The sequence below is a fragment of the Bradyrhizobium sp. USDA 3364 genome (assembly GCF_054056355.1).
The window spans coordinates 3,233,794-3,246,361 of sequence record NZ_JBSRYG010000002.1; the positions used below are offsets into that span (position 1 = coordinate 3,233,794).

Below are 12,568 nucleotides of genomic sequence, written 5' to 3' on the forward strand. Positions count from 1 at the left end.
AGCCCGGGCATTTTGATTTTAATGCAGTGTTGCGGCCGGCTCTATTTGTTCCCGATATCCGGGATCACGCGCGCTGCGACCAGCCGGTTCCAGATGAACAGCACCACCAGCGCGCCGATCGTGGCGGTGATGAAGCCGGCGCCCTGTTCGGGACCGTAATGGCCGATCGCCTGGCCGATGAAGGTCGCGAGAAACGCGCCGGCGATGCCGAGCACGGTGGTGAGAATGAAGCCGCTCGGATTGTTCGGACCCGGCGACAGGAACCGCGCGATGATCCCCGCGACAAAGCCGACGATGATGACCCAGATGATGCCGCCCATGACTGTCGTCCTCCTCTGATGGAATCAACGTCGCCGTCAAAGCCTGCGGTGAAGCTCGTCGCCGCTCGGCAGCCGCCCGTCGGGTGTCAGGTGATTGATCGCGTCGGGCAGGTACCGGCTCAAGCCCTGCAGCAGGTCGTCGCGCGACATGCCGCTCTGCGACGCCAGCGAGTCGATCTGGTCGGCGCCGAGCGCGCTGGCGAGATCGCCGGGCGCGATCTGCTTGTTGGGACCATTGCCGACCCAGGAATTGGCCGCGTCGCCATGGCCCTTCTGCTGCAACTGGTTGAGCAGATCGCCAAGGCCGCCGCTGAGCACGGTGCCGGCTGCGCCGCCGGCGAGCAGTCCGCCAAGGGCCGCCCTTGAGCAGATCGCCGAGCCCGCCACCGGCAGCGCCGCCGGGCAGGTTCGCGGTGACGTTGCCGGGGAGTGACGGCGCCTGCGCCGGCTTCGGCTCAGGTTCAGGGGTGGCCGAGCCCGGCTGGCCGCCGGAGAAATGCTTGACCGCCTTCCAGGCCAGCAGCGCCAGGATGGCCATCGTCATCGGCGACATGCCGCCGCTGCTCGAGCTGTCGGATGGTGTGGTTGGCGCGCTCGGACCGCGCGGGCCGTTCTGCATGCCGTTGAGTACGTCGAGTAAACCCATGATCGTCTCCTGCCGCAAGCGTGCCCCGTGCGCGAAACATAGCTTCCGCCCATGACGGTTACAAGGCGGGCCACCCGGCCGGGGCGCGTCGAAATAGGCAGGCAACCCCAGGTCTGCTATCGAGGTCTGCTATCGAGGGCTGCTATCGAGCGTTGATGAACGGATGTTAGCCAGATGAGCGAGGACCGGCCGATCGGGATTGCGGGCGCCGGCAGCATCGGCTGCTTCGTCGGCGGCATGCTGGCGGCCGCAGGCCGCCGCGTGGTGCTGCTGGCGCGGCCGCGGTTGATCCGGGACATCACCGCCGGCGGCTTGCGGGTCAGCAGCTTCGACGGCTCGGAGCGGACGGTATCCGCGGACCGGCTCATCCTGTCCGACGATCCGTCGATCCTGCACGACGTGCAGACGGTGCTGGTGACGGTGAAGAGCGCCGATACCAGTGCGATCGCCGAATTGATCGCGCGCCACGCCGCCGCCGATGCCGTGGTGGTCAGCTTGCAGAATGGCGTCGGCAATGTGCCGCTGCTGCGCGACCGCTTGCCGGGCCGCAAGGTGCTCGGCGGCATGGTGCCGTTCAATGTGGTCGCGCTCGGCGATGGCCGCTTCCATCGCTCGACCTCGGGCGACATCGTGATCGCGCAGGATGACGCGGGCACCGCGGCGCGGCTCTCGGTGCCGGGCCTTGCGGTCAAGGCGACCGCCAATATCGACGGCGTGCAGTGGGGCAAGCTGGTCGTCAATCTCAACAACGCGCTCAACGCGCTGTCCGACATTCCGCTGCGGCAACAACTCGCGCAGCGCGGCTGGCGACAACTGCTCGCCGACCAGATGGCCGAGGGCCTGGCCGCGGTGCGCGCGGAGGGCATTGCGCCGGTGTCGCCGACGCCGCTGCCGTCGAGCTGGATGCCGCCTCTGCTGCGGCTGCCGGACGTGCTGTTCGGCATGCTGCTCGGCCGCGCCATGAAGATCGATCCCGAAGCGCGCTCCTCGATGTGGGAGGATCTGCAGCGCGGCCGCCGCACCGAGATCGACTATCTGCAGGGCGTGATCACCGCGATCGCGGATCGCCGCGGCCTCCGGGTTCCGTTGTCACGCCGGGTCATCGAGCTGATCCGGAAGGCGGAGGCCGACGGCAAGGGCTCGCCGGGGCTGACGCCGGAGCAGATTCGCGCGGCTCTGCCATGAGTGCCGATGATCGTCCACCCATCGATCGGAATAGCCGAGGAGGTGACTTCGTGAAACGGTCCTGCATCATGCTGCTCACGCTTGTCGCGCTCACTGCCGGCCCGGTTCGCGCCGCGCCGCCGACCGTGGTGCCGTCGCCGGGCTACGATGCGCGTTTGCAGGAGCAGCGCGCGGCAGCCGCGAGCCGATCAGCGATGCCAGCGCACCAGCCGCTTAACCCCCGACACCGCAAGCGCAGTCACGCGCGCTGATCCATGAGGGAGAATATCTGAGATGAAGCCGCTCGTTCTCGCACTCACCCTTCTGCTTGGTTCGGTTGCGACGGCAGGCGCCGCCGACTATGCCGGTTCGATCAGTGCCTACCGGCACGCCAACCGCATGCCCGCGGTGAAGCTCGACGCGAAGCTGAATGAGATGGCGATGAAGCAGGCGCAGGCGATGTCGGCGACCGGATCGGTCAGCCATTCCGCGGGCGGCAGTTTCTTCACGCGCATCGCGCCGCTCAAGAAACGCCGCGCCGCCGAGAATATCGGCGCGGGCTACATCGCCTTCGCCGAGATGATGAAGCAGTGGGAGAATTCGGCGGGGCATCGCGAGAACCTGCTGATGCCGGGCGCCAAACGCGTCGGGGTCGCCTACGTCGACAATCCGAAGTCGCCGTACCGCAGGTTCTGGGCGATGCTGATTACCGATTGACCTTGCAGCGTCAGTTGCGCTTCGCGAGCTTGGTCGGCGGCTGCGGTGCCGGTGTGAACAGTTTCTTCAGGCCGTCCAATCCCTCGGAAAGCCGCGGCCATTCGCAGGAGAACGTGCCCTTCACGCAGCTTCGTGTCCGCGGACGCGCCTCGGGAAGCGGCACGGCAGCGCGTGGCTTGACCGGTCTCGCGACCGGGATGGGGACTTTTGCCGGCTCGCTGCGCACTGGATCGTTGTGCAGTGACGCCTGCTGGATCTGCGACGGCCGCACCGGCTGCGTTTCCTGCTGCTCGAGTTGCTTGGCATTGAACGCTGCGGCGATGCTCGAGCGGCGCTGCTTCTCGAGATAGACGGTATATTCCTGGTCGATCTTCTTCTGCTCGTCCGGCGTCGGATTGGGACCCGCGATGTCGAAGCTGCGGTCCTGCATGAAGTCGTAATAGGTGTAGCCGCCCCCGGGCTTGCGGCGTCCGGCGAACTTGGCGTTGCAATCGGCGAGTTGCGCGGTCTTGTCTTGCTTGGTCTTCGCCTTCTCGGCGAGGTCGGCGCAATCCTCGAAGTCTCTCGGCGCACTGCGCCACCATTGCGCATGCGCAGTGACCGGCGCCAGCGTGCAAGCGGCGGCAAAAACGGCAACAGCCAACGTCGATGATCGTGACGGCATCACGGACATTGCGAGCAAACCCGAACGACACAGAGTGAACGGATTGTCGCCATTTTGGTGACGCTTGTCACCCTGGAACCGGACGATTTCCCTGCCCTTTTAAGTCGCAGGTCAGTCCCCTTTGCCTGACCAAATAATCAAAGTATATCATTGTAATATCTCAAGAATTATTATCGCAGCGGCACGCAGAGGACTGGAACAATTCGCCTCGAATCGTTCACTTCGCCCGGTGCAGCAATGCGACCAGTTCCGCCTGCCGATGCGTGCCGGTCTTCTGGAAGATGGTCTTGAGCTGGTTGCGCGCGGTGGCAAGCGCAACGCCGGCCTCCTGCGCGGCCGCTTCGACCGAATCGCCGCGTGCAAGCCGCGTGGCAAGCCGCGCCTGCGCCGGCGTCAGCTCGAACGTCGTCGCCAGCAGCGCCTGGTCGAATGCGGCGCTGCCTTCGAGATCGCGGATCAACAGGATCGCGCGCGCACCCAGGAACGGCGAGCGTGCCGCGGGCGGCACCGGTTGCATCTGAATCACGATCGGCCGCTTGTCGATCCTGCGCACCACGATCGGCGACGACGGTAGCGGATGCAGGTCCGAGCTGTGGGCGAGTTGATCGATCAGCCTGGTCAGATCGGCATTGGCCTGCCGGTCGAGCAAAGTGAGGCGATTGTTGCGGATCGCAAGGTCGTGGCCGAGGCAGGCCTCGGCTTGGCTGTTCATGCCGATCACGGCGCCGAAGCGGCCGACGGCAATCGCGGCGACCTGGATCAGGTCAAGCGCGCTGGTGATGCCTGCGATGGCGGAGCGGCCGACGGCGGCGGACAGCGTCGCGGCTTCGGTGAGCCGGGCCGACACGCGCGACAGCGCCTTGACCTCGTCGGCGTCGAACATCCCTTCCCTGGGCGTGCGCTGGATGGTCAGGGCCCACAATGCCGGGCCGGAGCGGAAGCCGATGGCGGCGAACCATTTCAGGCCGAATTCGCCGAGCGTGGCGTAGAGCGGATCGCGCAGCATCTCTGCCTCGGAGCCGAACAGATCGCCATCGGTAATGACATCGACACCGGCGTGCATCAGCGGCACACCGCGGGCCGCGCGGATGTCGGTGACATGAAGATTGTGCGGGAAGTAGGTCTTGGTGAAATACTCGGTGATCGAGTCCGTGCGCGGAATGTCTTCGGTGCGGATATCGCTCTGAAGCATCGCAGCCCCGGTCGCGCCGACGGCGGCGCAGACCTCGTCCATGAAGGACGGCCAGGTCGAGGGATCGAGAACCACGTCGCCGAGCCGCGCGGTCACATCGTCCAGCCTGTGCAGGTCGACCAAAATTCAGCTCCGCCGATGCAAACAGCGTTGTTTTGTCAGGCGAAACAGGCTGCGCCGCGTTGCGCCCGGTACCGGTCATAAGAAAACCGAGGAGCCGGATATGCAAGTTAAATCAGCGGCAGGCTAGAGGCCGGGCCGGCAAACTCTGGCGAAACATGATCGAAAATCGGCGGTTAGGGCCGGCCGATCCGGCCGTTACGATGAGTGACCACTCTGGCGATCCGCCTCGGTCAGCGCCACGCGACAGAAGCTGGCGGCGATCGCGACGACGTCCTCGACCGCTTGCGGATACTGCTTCGACACCCAGCGCAGCGCGATCGAGATCACGGCGCCGACCATGCCGTTCGAGAGCAGCGTGGCCGTCCCGCCTTTGTCGCGGTGCTTCGAATCGAGTGCCGGCGGCACCAGGATGTCGCTGAAGACGCGCAAGGCGTCGAGCTTGACGGCATCGACCGCCGGACTGATGCCGGAGATTTCCAGCAGGAAGACCCGCGCGGGCTTCGGGTGCTGCTTCAGCCGCGTGAAATACAGCGTCAGCGCGGCGTGCAGCCTCGCTTCGGCGTTGTCGCCGCCGGTTGCGGCGGCCGTCGCCATCTCCTCGTGGAGGTGGCCGACCACATGGTTGTAGGCCGCGATCAGCAGGGCCTCGCTGTTGGCAAAGGATTCGTAGAAATAGCGCTCGGTGAGCTCGGCAGCCTCGCAGATCGCCTTTACCGTCGCGCCGCGATAGCCGACCTCGCCATAGACCTCGATCGCCGCATCGATCAGCTTGAGCCGCCGCTCGGCGCGGCGTTCCTCGGCGTCCATACCGCCATAGAGGCGGGCTTTCCGGCTGCTTGCCATGAAAGTCTATTGACATGAGCCATTGTCAGATGTCAAGTTATCTGACAATACACATTGTCAGTACTAACATTGTCAATGCAGTCACGGGAGGGTCAGGGCATGTCCGCTCATTTCGACGTGTTGATCGTGGGCGCCGGGTTGTCGGGTATCGGCGCCGGCTATCATTTGCAGGCCAACTGCCCGGACCGCAGCTACGCCATCCTTGAAGGCCGCGATTGCATCGGCGGCACCTGGGACCTGTTCCGCTACCCCGGCATCCGTTCCGACTCCGACATGTACACGCTCGGCTATTCGTTCCGGCCGTGGACCGAGCCGAAGGCGATCGCCGATGGTCCCTCGATCCTGAACTATGTGCGCGAGACCGCGCGCGTCTACGGCATCGACAAGAAGATCCGCTTCAACCATCGCGTCGTCCGCGCCGACTGGTCATCTGCCGACTCGCAATGGACGGTCGAGGTCGAGCGCGGACCGGAGAAGACCATCGAACGCTTCACCTGCAGCTTCCTGTTCATGTGCAGCGGCTACTACAAATACGAGCACGGCTATACGCCCGACTTCCCTGGCATCGCCGATTTCGCCGGCCGCGTCGTCCATCCGCAGAAGTGGACCGACGACATCGACTACGCCGGCAAGAAGGTTGTGGTGATCGGCAGCGGCGCGACCGCGGTGACGCTGGTGCCGGAAATGGCCAAGACGGCGGCCCATGTCACGATGTTGCAGCGTTCGCCGACCTATGTCGTGGCGCGGCCGGATGAGGACAAGGTCGCCAACTGGCTGCGGGCGCGGCTGCCGGCAAAGCTCGCCTACGGTCTCACCCGCTGGAAGAACGTGCTGTTCGGCATGTATTTCTACCGGCTCTGCAAGCGCGATCCGGAGCGCGTGAAGAAGCTGATCCTCGGCGGCGTACGCCACGCGCTCGGCCCCGATTACGATGTCGCCACCCATTTCACGCCGCGCTACAATCCGTGGGACCAGCGGCTCTGCCTGGTGCCGAACGGCGATCTCTTTCGATCGCTGCGCAGCGGCGGATCGTCCGTCGTCACCGACCAGATCGAAACCTTCACGCCCGGCGGCATCAAGCTCAAGAGCGGCAATGTGCTCGATGCGGACGTCGTGGTGACGGCTACCGGCCTCGATCTGCAGGTGCTCGGCGGGCTGGAGATCAAGGTCGACGGCGCTGACGTCGATCTGTCGAAGACCATGAACTACAAGGGGCTGATGTATTCGGGCGTGCCGAACCTTGCTGCCGCCTTCGGCTACACCAACGCGTCATGGACGCTGAAATGCGACCTGACCTGCGAATATGTCTGCCGCATGCTCAACCACATGAAGGCGAACGGCTACGCGCAGGTGACGCCGCGGCGGAACGATCCCGATGTCACCGAACTGCCCTGGGTGGATTTCTCCTCGGGCTATATCCAGCGCGCCGCCGCCCGGTTCCCCAAGCAGGGCTCGCGCCGGCCGTGGCGCCTGTACCAGAACTATGCACTCGACATCGTGACGCTGCGCTTCGGCTCGCTGAAGGATGAGGCGATCGAGTTTCTGCCGGCACGCCGCGCCGGTGCGGCGGATGCCGCCTCGAATCCGGCCCGGCAGGTGGCGTAACGCGCGACACGGCAAACTCATTGTAACTTTGCGCGCGCCCGGCGTGGCGCGGGCTGGCGATCACGCGCCTCCTCTGCTATGGGATGGCGGCGCCCGCATGCTTCGTCGCGGGCGGTGCGGTCCCGTAGCTCAGCCGGATAGAGCGACGGTTTCCTAAACCGTAGGTCGGAAGTTCGAGTCTTCCCGGGATCGCCAGTCTGCCGAGCGGAACGTACCGCGAATTGCCATCAGATATGGAACGTCAGCGGTCCGGGCGCCGGCTCGCCGAGATGGCTTGGCTGACAAGTCCAATGCTTGAGCTCCGCGGAGCGTTTGCTGTCGTTCGGCCTACAGCATGAGGCCGTCGAAGAACGCCGCGAGCTCGGCATGAGCGTCGAGCGGCAGCACATGGGCGACATATTGATCGGGCCGCACGACGACGATGGATCCGGCCTCGCGGTTGATGCCGCGCATGGTGAAGATGTCGTGGCCGCTCTTCAGATCGGGGCAGAACATCTTTTCATAGTCGCGCAGCCCGTAACGTCCCTTGCTCGGCAGCAGCATGGCGGGCATGGCTTCAAGCACGAGCTCGCGATGGGCCTGCTGGAACACGGCGCGGACATCGATCACCGCATCGATGTCGGCTCCACGAGGCGTGTAGCGCCGGACCGGCGACTGCTGTCCCTCGGCGAGGAAGTCGCACAAGGGGCGGATGGCGGAGTCGGCGGCGGTCGGATCGCCATTGCCGGCGAAAGCGTAGATGCGCCAGCGACCGTCGGCTTCGGCAACATGGCCGAGGTGAACCGGTTTGGCATCGGCAAGACGAATCACAGGCGCCGAGTGGAAGCGCTTGCCGATCACGAAGCCCTTGGCCAGATGCTGGTAGCGCGCCTCGCCTGTGAGAATTGACTGACGGTACTGCGCCGCCGTGCCCGCAGTGTAGCGTCCGTGCTGGACGAAATAGCTCTGGGTCCTGGCGGGATCCGCTCCTTCCGCAGAGGCCAATATCGCAGCCCATTCGCGGTCGAAGTCGATCAGCTCCTTGGCAACCGCCTGGCGTTCCGCAGAATAAGTATGCAGCAGCTGCGGTGCGCATCGCTTGCGCAGAACTGCAGCCAGCTTCCAGCCGAGATTGAAGGCGTCCTGCATGGAGACGTTCATGCCCTGGCCCGCCTTCGGGCTGTGGGTGTGGCAGGCATCGCCGGCGATGAAGACGCGCGGCAGGCGGCTTGCGACCTGATCCTCCGGCACGTCGTCGAACTTGTCGGTCAGGCGCTGGCCGATCTCGTAGACCGACCACCAAGCAACCTCTTTCACCTCCAACGTATAGGGCGCAAGAATCCGCTGCGCCTTCGCAATCACCTCGTCGGGGGTGACATGGCGGTTGGCGACACGCTCGCCGACCTCGAGTTTGGCAAGCTCGACATAGATCCGCACCATGTAACCGCCCTCACGGGGGATGATGAGGATGCTGCCTTCGCTGGCCGATTGGATCAGCGACTTGAAGCGGATGTCGGGAAAGTCGGTGACCGCAAGCACGTCCATCACGCCCCAGGCGTGGTTGGCGGAATCGCCGTGCAATTCGCGGCCGATTGCCTTGCGCACGGTCGAGCGCGCACCGTCGCAGCCAACCACATGACGGGCCCTGACGGTTTCGATCTGCCCCTGATGCTCGGGATCGATCCGCTCGAGCCTTGCGGTCACCGCATGATCCTCGAAGCGCGCGGCCGGATCGATCTGAAGATCGAGCAGGCGGCGCGAATAATGCGGCTCGAGCTTGGCAGGCGAGTGACGCATGACATCAAGGAAGCAGTCATGCACGCGGGCCTGGTTCAGGATCACATGCGGAAACTCGGACAGTCCGTCCTCGACATCCTGCACCCAGCCGCTGCGGACGATGTGGCGGCTGTCGCTGTCGTCGGGCTTCCAGAAGCTCGTCTCGTTGACCCAGTATGCCTCCTTCAGCACGCGCTCGCTGAAGCCATAGGCATCGAACATTTCCATGGTGCGACAGGCGACGCCGTCGGCCTGGCCGACCAGGAGACGGCCGGGTTTCTGCTCGACGATGCAGGTTTTGATGTCGCCGAATGCGGCGAGTTGTGCCGCGAGTGTCAGGCCTGCCGGACCGCATCCGACGATCAGGACATCGACCTCCTGCGGCACGGGTTCGGAAGCACGGGGAGCCGGATGTCGCTCCGCGGGATCGAAGATGGTGGGATCGCCCGGCGCAAAGCCATTCTGATGGAATTGCATGCGATGGTCCCTCCTTCATCAAGATCGTTATTGATCAGTATACTGATCATCAGTATACTATGTCAACGCTTGCTCCCACCGGAGGGAAATGGTTGAGCAACCCCAATGAGATGCCCGGACATCTGGCCCGCCGCTTCCAGCAGATCGCGGTAGCTGTGTTCCTCACCGAGGTCGAGAGCGCCGGCTTCGACCTCACGCCGGTGCAATACGCTGCGCTCGCGACCATCAGCGCCAACCCGGCGATCGACCAGATCACGCTGGCGGGCCTGATCGCCTATGATCGCACCACCATCACCGGCGTCATCGATCGCCTCGTGCAGAAACGCCTTGTCGTTCGCGAGACTTCCAGCCGCGATCGGCGCGCACGCGAGTTGAAGCTTACCGATGAGGGCCGCCGGACGTTGCGCAGGATCACCCCGGCGGTGGAAGCGGCGCAGCGGCGCATGCTGCGCGGCCTGACCGAGACGGAAGCGGCCGACCTGATGCATTTGTTGCGCAAGGCGATAGCCGCCGGCAATGAACTCAGCCGCGCGCCGTTGCGGGAGGGGTCCGCGGCATAACGATGCGAAGCGCGCACGGCGGATGCGGGGAATGAATCGCGATCCGCTGATCGAAATCGCGCGCACGTGCAAGAGCCCCTCCGCAGGCCACGAGGCCGTTGGCGATGCAGGCGCTTCTCGCAGCCGGTTACGTGGACGCGGGGTGTCGCAGTCACTGTGCGGGCGCGAGCGCCGGAGCGCTCTTGTCCTTGATCAGGACCACCAGGAATTTCGCCGGCTGGGTGTTGCTTGCGTTCCGGTCGACGACATGAACATCGCCCGGGCCTTCATAGAAGCTCTGCCCTGCTGTCAGTGTCACCGGTTGTCCGCCTTTCAGCTGCATCACGACGGACCCCTCCAGCACGTAAACGAGTGCATGTGCATTGTGCCGGTGGATGGCACTCGACCCGCCGGGCGCATGCTCGACCGCGATCATCAGGGCTTCCTTGCCGGGAGCCTCCGGAAGATCCTTGGACATCAGCGGCGTGACCTTGGGCTCCTGGGCCGCCGCTGTGCCGGTCATGAGGCACAGCAGAGCCAACGCAGCGGGTCTGATCTTCATAGTCGCCTCCTTTGTTCGGTGCCCGGGCCCGTTCGTGTCGGGCCCGGCGTAGCCTGGATGCTGGATCAGGCTGATGCCCGTGAGCGGCGGAACCATTCGTCGAAACCGATGTGGCCGAGACGTGCTGCGCCCAACGGCACAAGGGAGTTCTCCTCGACCCGGCCGCCCCAGTATCCGGCCTCGGGATCGCTCACGACCTTGCGTGGGTCGCCGACCGCTTTCAGATAGCGGGCGATGATCTCGTTGAATGGGGCTCGCTCCGGACCGGCGATCTCCACAATGTCGTTTCGCGGTGCCGCGAGTGCCACGTCGGCAACCATGGCGGCAACGTCGTCCGAAGCGATCGGCTGGAACAGGATCGGCGGGAGCCTGACAGTGCTTCCATCCGCACTCGAATCGGCGATGCCGCCGAGGAATTCCATGAACTGGGTCGCGCGGACGATCGTGTATGGGATGCCGGAGGCCTTGACCAATTTCTCCTGGGCGACCTTGGCGCGGAAATAGCCGTTGTCTGTCCGGTCGGTCGCGACGATCGACAATGCGACATGGTGACCGACGTTCGCTGCGGTCTCTGCCGCGAGCAGGTTGCGGCCGGAGGTCTCGAAGAATTCCAGCACCGCCTTGTCTTCAAACGACGGCGAATTGGCAAGGTCGATCACGACCTGGGTGCCCGCCATCGCCTCCTTGAGCCCTTCGCCGGTGATGGTGTTGACGCCGCTTCGAGGCGAGGCCGCCACAACCTCATGGCCGCCTTGGCGCAAAATGGTGACGGTCTTCGAGCCGATCAGGCCGGTGCCGCCGATCACGACGATCTTCATGATTGAATCTCCGTTGCTGTTAGACGCCCTTGACCTCTGCGTCGCTCGTGGCAAGCCGCCATCGGAGCGATACGTTCCCTTGTCAGCGAGTGAATTTCGGCCATGTCTCGACCGGAGAATTGTACGGTCGCGACGTCCGAGACGATCTCGACCGTCTTGCGAGCGAGCCCCGGCATTGCTGTCCCATGTGGGATGATGCCTTTCCAGATCATCTGCATTCTCCATCCGGGTTGGTGTGGGCACCGCGATAATCTAGCGGGTCGGGCCCGCGGTTGCACCAGAGCGATTGCCGTTCCCGTCGTGCGATTGCTGCCAATGCCTGCGTCTGCACGACACGCTCGGACGTTCGAAAGCGTGCAGCTGTATTCGATCGGCAGTCACCGGCAGAAGCGCATGCGTTGGCAGCAATCGCTCGACGGGAATGGCAATCGCTCTGGCGCAGCGACAGAGCTGACAGGTTAGACAATGACCCTGACCGAACCACGGATGGAGACGAGTGATGATCGGGAAGAACTTCCTAGCCGCCCGTTGGGCTGGGCCGCCCCAAGGCGCGTGCTCATCACGTAGTGAGTTCACGCCCTGGTGTTTGCACCGACGATTGCACCCTCGAACCAATTTGCCTCTCGCACTGACAGTGCTGATACGGCCAACACTTGCCGACGCTCGGAGAACGACGATGAAGACGCTCTTGTTTTTGACGACGATTGCCGGCTGTCTTGCCTTGACCGCTGTTGCGCAGGCCAGCTCGGCCTATGACGGATCCTGGGACCTCGTTTTCGTGACGCAACGAGGCGAATGCGATCCGGCCTACAATTTCGCCGTCAACATCACCAACGGAATAGTCACGCATCCAAATCTGGTGCGGTTCAATGGTCGCGTGGCGCGCTCGGGTGCGGTCCGCGCTTCCGTGACCGTTCACGAAATGTACGCCTCCGGCTCGGGCAGGCTCACCGGAAATTCCGGCCGTGGTACATGGAGCGGCCATTCGGGCGCCGCGCGCTGCTCGGGCTACTGGACCGCGCAGCGAAATTGACAGGGGCCCGGTGAAGTAGCGCGTTCGCGGCGCGGCCTGCCGGCCGCGGTAAAGCGCCAGCGTCGAGGCTGCGAACAACAGGCCAGCAGCGCGAGGATTCCGCTGACGTA

16 protein-coding genes and 1 tRNA gene are annotated in these 12,568 nt (G+C 64.5%); 8 read left to right on the forward strand and 9 right to left on the reverse strand.

All coding sequences use genetic code 11. The annotated features are described in order from the left end of the window. Positions 1 to 41: 41 nt before the first annotated feature. A complete protein-coding gene (locus ACVILL_RS15115) occupies positions 42 to 320 on the reverse strand; it encodes a GlsB/YeaQ/YmgE family stress response membrane protein (RefSeq protein WP_021080200.1) in 279 nt (92 codons plus the stop codon). A 36-nt stretch (positions 321 to 356) separates the two neighbouring features. After that, positions 357 to 707: a YidB family protein gene (locus ACVILL_RS15120; RefSeq protein WP_456729772.1), complete on the reverse strand. Its 351-nt coding sequence runs from the start codon at positions 705 to 707 to the stop codon at positions 357 to 359. A gap of 113 nt (positions 708 to 820) precedes the next feature. Here ACVILL_RS15120 and ACVILL_RS15125 point away from each other — a divergent pair, with 113 nt between their 5' ends. The 4 genes from ACVILL_RS15125 (at position 821) to ACVILL_RS15140 (ending at position 2,847) form a co-directional block, all read left to right on the forward strand. Further along, complete coding sequence (locus ACVILL_RS15125) at positions 821 to 1,021, forward strand: hypothetical protein (RefSeq protein WP_456729773.1); 201 nt, start codon at positions 821 to 823, stop codon at positions 1,019 to 1,021. A gap of 119 nt (positions 1,022 to 1,140) precedes the next feature. Then, positions 1,141 to 2,151 (forward strand): 2-dehydropantoate 2-reductase, encoded by a 1,011-nt coding sequence (locus ACVILL_RS15130; RefSeq protein ID WP_456729774.1) that lies wholly within the window; start codon positions 1,141 to 1,143, stop codon positions 2,149 to 2,151. Between the two features lie 50 nt (positions 2,152 to 2,201). Continuing rightward, complete coding sequence (locus tag ACVILL_RS15135; protein ID WP_456729775.1) at positions 2,202 to 2,402, forward strand: hypothetical protein; 201 nt, start codon at positions 2,202 to 2,204, stop codon at positions 2,400 to 2,402. A gap of 22 nt (positions 2,403 to 2,424) precedes the next feature. Further along, positions 2,425 to 2,847 (forward strand): CAP domain-containing protein, encoded by a 423-nt coding sequence (locus ACVILL_RS15140; protein WP_456729776.1) that lies wholly within the window; start codon positions 2,425 to 2,427, stop codon positions 2,845 to 2,847. 10 nt (positions 2,848 to 2,857) lie between these two features. Here ACVILL_RS15140 and ACVILL_RS15145 read toward each other — a convergent pair whose 3' ends face one another. The 3 genes from ACVILL_RS15145 to ACVILL_RS15155 form a co-directional block, all read right to left on the reverse strand. Further along, positions 2,858 to 3,511 carry a hypothetical protein gene (locus ACVILL_RS15145; RefSeq protein WP_456729777.1) on the reverse strand — a complete coding sequence of 218 codons (654 nt, stop codon included), beginning with the start codon at positions 3,509 to 3,511 and terminating at the stop codon, positions 2,858 to 2,860. 217 nt (positions 3,512 to 3,728) lie between these two features. Next, on the reverse strand, positions 3,729 to 4,826 hold the full coding sequence (locus ACVILL_RS15150) for a helix-turn-helix transcriptional regulator (RefSeq protein WP_456729778.1): 1,098 nt from the start codon (positions 4,824 to 4,826) through the stop codon (positions 3,729 to 3,731). Positions 4,827 to 5,021: 195 nt separating this feature from the next. Then, positions 5,022 to 5,669, reverse strand: a complete 648-nt coding sequence (locus ACVILL_RS15155) for a TetR/AcrR family transcriptional regulator (RefSeq protein WP_456729779.1) — start codon at positions 5,667 to 5,669, stop codon at positions 5,022 to 5,024. Positions 5,670 to 5,768: 99 nt separating this feature from the next. Between ACVILL_RS15155 and ACVILL_RS15160 the strand changes: the two genes are divergently transcribed. Both ACVILL_RS15160 and ACVILL_RS15165 read left to right on the forward strand, forming a co-directional pair. Then, positions 5,769 to 7,274, forward strand: coding sequence for a flavin-containing monooxygenase (locus ACVILL_RS15160; protein WP_456729780.1), 1,506 nt, complete (start codon positions 5,769 to 5,771; stop codon positions 7,272 to 7,274). A 118-nt stretch (positions 7,275 to 7,392) separates the two neighbouring features. Further along, positions 7,393 to 7,469 (forward strand) — tRNA-Arg (locus ACVILL_RS15165). 132 nt (positions 7,470 to 7,601) lie between these two features. On the opposite strand, the gene ACVILL_RS15170 is transcribed toward ACVILL_RS15165, so the two are convergent. Continuing rightward, the gene (locus tag ACVILL_RS15170; protein WP_456729781.1) at positions 7,602 to 9,506 is read right to left on the reverse strand and encodes an FAD-binding monooxygenase; all 1,905 of its coding nucleotides are present in this window, start codon (positions 9,504 to 9,506) and stop codon (positions 7,602 to 7,604) included. Between the two features lie 110 nt (positions 9,507 to 9,616). Between ACVILL_RS15170 and ACVILL_RS15175 the strand changes: the two genes are divergently transcribed. Further along, entirely contained in the window at positions 9,617 to 10,066 is a 450-nt protein-coding gene (locus ACVILL_RS15175; RefSeq protein WP_456734268.1) for a MarR family winged helix-turn-helix transcriptional regulator, read from the forward strand. A 151-nt stretch (positions 10,067 to 10,217) separates the two neighbouring features. Here the strand turns inward: ACVILL_RS15175 and ACVILL_RS15180 are convergent, their stop codons facing one another. From ACVILL_RS15180 to ACVILL_RS15190, 3 genes are all read right to left on the reverse strand, one after another. Then, positions 10,218 to 10,607 (reverse strand): cupin domain-containing protein, encoded by a 390-nt coding sequence (locus ACVILL_RS15180; protein WP_456729782.1) that lies wholly within the window; start codon positions 10,605 to 10,607, stop codon positions 10,218 to 10,220. Positions 10,608 to 10,672: 65 nt separating this feature from the next. Beyond that, a complete protein-coding gene (locus tag ACVILL_RS15185) occupies positions 10,673 to 11,425 on the reverse strand; it encodes an SDR family oxidoreductase (RefSeq protein ID WP_456729783.1) in 753 nt (250 codons plus the stop codon). Beyond that, positions 11,422 to 11,637, reverse strand: a complete 216-nt coding sequence (locus tag ACVILL_RS15190) for a hypothetical protein (protein WP_456729784.1) — start codon at positions 11,635 to 11,637, stop codon at positions 11,422 to 11,424. The genes ACVILL_RS15185 and ACVILL_RS15190 overlap by 4 nt, the downstream gene beginning before the upstream one ends. 464 nt (positions 11,638 to 12,101) lie before the next feature. Between ACVILL_RS15190 and ACVILL_RS15195 the strand changes: the two genes are divergently transcribed. Next, positions 12,102 to 12,458: a hypothetical protein gene (locus ACVILL_RS15195; protein WP_456729785.1), complete on the forward strand. Its 357-nt coding sequence runs from the start codon at positions 12,102 to 12,104 to the stop codon at positions 12,456 to 12,458. Positions 12,459 to 12,568: the final 110 nt, after the last annotated feature.

Coding starts and splice junctions, on each gene's coding strand:
- ACVILL_RS15160 (WP_456729780.1), top strand. CDS start 5,769: ATGTCCGCTCATTTCGACGTGTTGATCGTGGGCGCCGGGTTGTCGGGT.
- ACVILL_RS15170 (WP_456729781.1), bottom strand. CDS start 9,506: ATGCAATTCCATCAGAATGGCTTTGCGCCGGGCGATCCCACCATCTTC.
- ACVILL_RS15115 (WP_021080200.1), bottom strand. CDS start 320: ATGGGCGGCATCATCTGGGTCATCATCGTCGGCTTTGTCGCGGGGATC.
- ACVILL_RS15180 (WP_456729782.1), bottom strand. CDS start 10,607: ATGAAGATCAGACCCGCTGCGTTGGCTCTGCTGTGCCTCATGACCGGC.
- ACVILL_RS15140 (WP_456729776.1), top strand. CDS start 2,425: ATGAAGCCGCTCGTTCTCGCACTCACCCTTCTGCTTGGTTCGGTTGCG.
- ACVILL_RS15185 (WP_456729783.1), bottom strand. CDS start 11,425: ATGAAGATCGTCGTGATCGGCGGCACCGGCCTGATCGGCTCGAAGACC.
- ACVILL_RS15130 (WP_456729774.1), top strand. CDS start 1,141: ATGAGCGAGGACCGGCCGATCGGGATTGCGGGCGCCGGCAGCATCGGC.
- ACVILL_RS15145 (WP_456729777.1), bottom strand. CDS start 3,511: ATGCCGTCACGATCATCGACGTTGGCTGTTGCCGTTTTTGCCGCCGCT.
- ACVILL_RS15175 (WP_456734268.1), top strand. CDS start 9,617: ATGCCCGGACATCTGGCCCGCCGCTTCCAGCAGATCGCGGTAGCTGTG.
- ACVILL_RS15195 (WP_456729785.1), top strand. CDS start 12,102: ATGAAGACGCTCTTGTTTTTGACGACGATTGCCGGCTGTCTTGCCTTG.
- ACVILL_RS15190 (WP_456729784.1), bottom strand. CDS start 11,637: ATGATCTGGAAAGGCATCATCCCACATGGGACAGCAATGCCGGGGCTC.
- ACVILL_RS15155 (WP_456729779.1), bottom strand. CDS start 5,669: ATGGCAAGCAGCCGGAAAGCCCGCCTCTATGGCGGTATGGACGCCGAG.